The 3,421-nt window shown below is 48.8% G+C and carries 3 protein-coding genes and 1 pseudogene; 3 read left to right on the top strand and 1 reads right to left on the bottom strand.

Annotated features, from left to right (window positions below; genetic code table 11):
- Positions 1 to 369 precede the first annotated feature (369 nt).
- Both ACEW8P_RS23580 and ACEW8P_RS23575 read left to right on the top strand, forming a co-directional pair.
- Positions 370 to 699: a nucleotidyltransferase domain-containing protein gene (locus ACEW8P_RS23580; protein ID WP_373515516.1), complete on the top strand. Its 330-nt coding sequence runs from the start codon at positions 370 to 372 to the stop codon at positions 697 to 699.
- A 53-nt stretch (positions 700 to 752) separates the two neighbouring features.
- Positions 753 to 1,727: a hypothetical protein gene (locus tag ACEW8P_RS23575; RefSeq protein WP_373515515.1), complete on the top strand. Its 975-nt coding sequence runs from the start codon at positions 753 to 755 to the stop codon at positions 1,725 to 1,727.
- An 82-nt stretch (positions 1,728 to 1,809) separates the two neighbouring features.
- Here the strand turns inward: ACEW8P_RS23575 and fdhA are convergent, their stop codons facing one another.
- Positions 1,810 to 3,000 carry a formaldehyde dehydrogenase, glutathione-independent gene (gene fdhA, locus ACEW8P_RS23570; protein WP_373515514.1) on the bottom strand — a complete coding sequence of 397 codons (1,191 nt, stop codon included), beginning with the start codon at positions 2,998 to 3,000 and terminating at the stop codon, positions 1,810 to 1,812.
- Between the two features lie 174 nt (positions 3,001 to 3,174).
- Between fdhA and ACEW8P_RS23565 the strand changes: the two are divergent.
- A pseudogene (locus tag ACEW8P_RS23565) lies at positions 3,175 to 3,421 on the top strand (gfo/Idh/MocA family oxidoreductase); the annotation flags it as partial.

The raw sequence follows: 3,421 nt of genomic DNA, 5'->3' as shown, positions 1-3,421 counted from the left end.
AGTGACAAAACCTGAACATATCGCTTATTGGGTCAAAACTGCCTTAGACGACTGGGAAGCAGTTGAATCGCTTTTTGTTGCAAGGAAGTATGTTCAAAGCCTATTTTTCGCTCATTTAGTTTTGGAGAAATTATGCAAAGCACATTGAGTCAAGGATAACGCTAACGATTTTCCACCAAAGACGCACAATTTGGTTAGGTTTGCCCAGGATACTCAGCTTGATTTAGATGAGAACGACCTTATTTTTATGGAGGAATTCAACGATTTCCAGATTGAGGGACGTTACCCGGACTATATGTTCGCCATTCAAAAAAGATGCACGCCTGAGTACACGAAGTTGCTGTTGGAAAAAGTAAAAAACCTGAAATCATGCTCACAAGAGAAGATGTAATCCAAAACGTAAGGGCCTTTACCAACGAAATACTCGCGAGCGGGGTAGTCCTTGATAAGGTAATGCTCTTTGGCTCTTGCGCGGAGGAGAAGCAAACGCCTGATTCAGATATAGATGTAGTTTTGGTTTCAGACCAGTTTTCTGGCTTCGGTTATGAGGATCGGAAGTCCTTTTCCAAAATAAATATCAGGAAGGAATATGTGAATATCGAAACGAAAACCTACCCAAGTCGATATTTTGAAATGGGTGACCCGTTCATCGATGAGATTTCAAAGTCGGCGATTGTAGTGTATAGTTCTGGTATGTGAAAAAACCAGAAATGGTTGCACCTTAGCCGCATCTTCCGCCAATCGTTCTGCTTATGCCCTTCCGTCTGCTGCCCGTTCTCCTTCTCCTCTTTGCGCTGATAGGTTGCTACTCCCAAGAAGACATTTTTCTTGACCCTGGGATTCCCCGCGTGGTAACGCCAAACGAAAAAATTGCTTTTGTGCGGACTAAATGGTACAACGACAAGCACATCGAAACGGCTTTTCTGGACAGTTCAGATAGGGTATTGGAAGTGTTTCGCTTTGGCCGTACCAACTCAAAAATGCTGAATCAGTATCAGGGTAATAAGCTGTGGAAAACTATTTGTCATTATCATAGCGATAGTTCGCAGGATGGCTGGGTCACGATAACTACCACCTATCGTAAATATAACTCGAAAGGACAGCAAATTTCTGAGTTGACTGCCGTTAAACCAGAGGGAAAACCCGATGAATCAACCAAAATGATTCATTACACGAGACGATATCTTGGCTACACGGATAGTGGCGATACGATCGTAAAAAAAATGGAACGGAATTACGAGCTGCCTGATTCTTCAAACTACGTGAATGTAGATCGCTGGGAGCAGGACGACCAGAACCGAATTGCCCGCAATTACAGATTATATGTCATGAAGTGGCCCTCCCATCCAATCGATACTATATATCATTATTCCCAGCGGTACGCCTACGATTCAAGCGGAAAATTAGCGACGCGTTGGTACGATTATATGTATTTGGGAAGATTTTATAGAGCGGAGGGGCCTGATACCGTCTGGTTTAGCTATAATGCACAAAATCGTTTAGTGAAAGAGCTGCACCGTTATACGACCAGCATGAGCAACAAAAGCGAACCTACCAGCGAGGGGTTAACTGATTTCCAAATGGAAAGCAGAAGGAGGGACATGGAAAGGTTTTCAAACGGCGACGAATATTTTCAAAACAACGATAAAACCGATACCGTCAGGTACCAATATGAAGTGTTTGACCCCAACAAGCATTTGCCGTTGAAAATACCTACTGACTTATAGTGCATTGAATTTGCTCCTTATTCAATAAAAAACGACCCGCCGCCGAAAGGGCAACGGGCCGTTTCAAAACTAAACCCAAACATTAAGCCGCGATCATCCCGTGTGGGTCGATGACAAACTTCTTGGCAGCGCCTTTGTCAAAATCAGCGTAGCCTTTGGGCGCGTCTTGCAGGGTGATTACCTCCACGTTCACTGCTTTGGCGATCTTGATTTTATCGTATAGAATCGCGTTCATCAGGTTGCGGTGGTACTTCATCACGGGACATTGTCCGGTATAGAAGGAATGGGACTTGGCCCAGCCCAGCCCAATGCGAATATTCAAGCGGCCTTCCTTCGCCGCTTCGGTGTGGGCGCCGGGATCGCCCGTAACGTACAGGCCGGGAATGCCGATGGCACCGCCCGCGCGGGTGACGGCCATCGCGGTGTTCAGCACCGTGGCGGGTAGTTCTTCCGAGGCGTGGGAGCCGTGACCGCGGGCTTCAAAACCAACGCAGTCCACGAAGCAATCTACCTCCGGCTCGCCGATGATGTCGGCGATTGCTTGTTCCAGCGGCGTATCTTTGGTCAAGTCTATGGTTTCGCAGCCGAAGCTTTTGGCTTGTTCCAGCCGCTCCTTAATCATGTCGCCTACAATAACGACCGCTGCGCCCAGCAGGTGGCAGGAAGCCGCGCAGGCCAAACCAACCGGACCCGCCCCCGCCACATAAACGATGGAACCCGGCCCAACGCCCGCTGTGACCGCACCGTGGTAGCCCGTGGGGAAAATATCCGACAGCAGCGTGAGGTCTTTGATGTACTCCATCCCCTGATCTTTATCGGGGAATTTCAAGAGGTTAAAGTCGGCATAAGGTACCATCACGTACTCGGCTTGTCCGCCTACCCAGCCGCCCATGTCCACGTAGCCATAGGCCGCACCAGGGCGAGCGGGGTTTACGTTCAGGCAAATTCCCGTCTTGCCTTCTTTGCAGTTGCGGCAACGCCCGCAGGCAATGTTGAAGGGTACCGACACCAGGTCACCTTCTTTGATGAACTCGACATCGCGGCCTGCTTCGATGACGATGCCCGTGATTTCGTGGCCAAGTACCAGACCCGCCTCGGCGGTAGTACGACCGCGCACCATGTGCTGGTCACTGCCGCAAATGTTAGTGGAGACGATTTTGAGAATGACGCCGTGGTGGCATTTCCGGTTGCCGATGGCGAGTTCAGGGTACGCGATTTCCTGTACGGCCACCTCGCCGGGTTTGATGTAGGCCACTCCGTGATTTTTACACATAGTCTTTTTGGGGTTTAGGTAAAAAAGATTGATAGTTTTAGAATGGAAAATTGATAATTTTCCTTTTTCATATACAAAGTAGGAAGGAGTTGTAGTCCATAGATTTACCCTCTTTCCCGGGTAGAATTTTATGGATAGCCCTCTTTTCGATAAAACGAACGACTTTTATTGCTCATGTCCACCACCCGACGAGAATTCCTGAACAACTCCACCAAAATCGCCGCTGCCGCCGGATTAAGCGGCTTGGCCTACTCACCACTCCAGGCCCGCCGTAGCAAAGGGGCGAACGAAAAAATTGTCGTCGCCCTAATTGGAGCCAAAAACCGGGGCTTCGGGGCGCTTATTAATGCCCTCAACATCCCCGATGTGGAATGTGCGGCTCTTTGCGACATCGACGACAAGATACTGGCCGATCGTGGCG

The organism is Persicitalea sp. (assembly GCF_041751555.1).
Taxonomy (GTDB): Bacteria; Bacteroidota; Bacteroidia; order Cytophagales; family Spirosomataceae; genus Persicitalea.
Note: the sequence above shows the minus strand (reverse complement) of the source record. Positions and strands in the feature narration are given on the sequence as shown.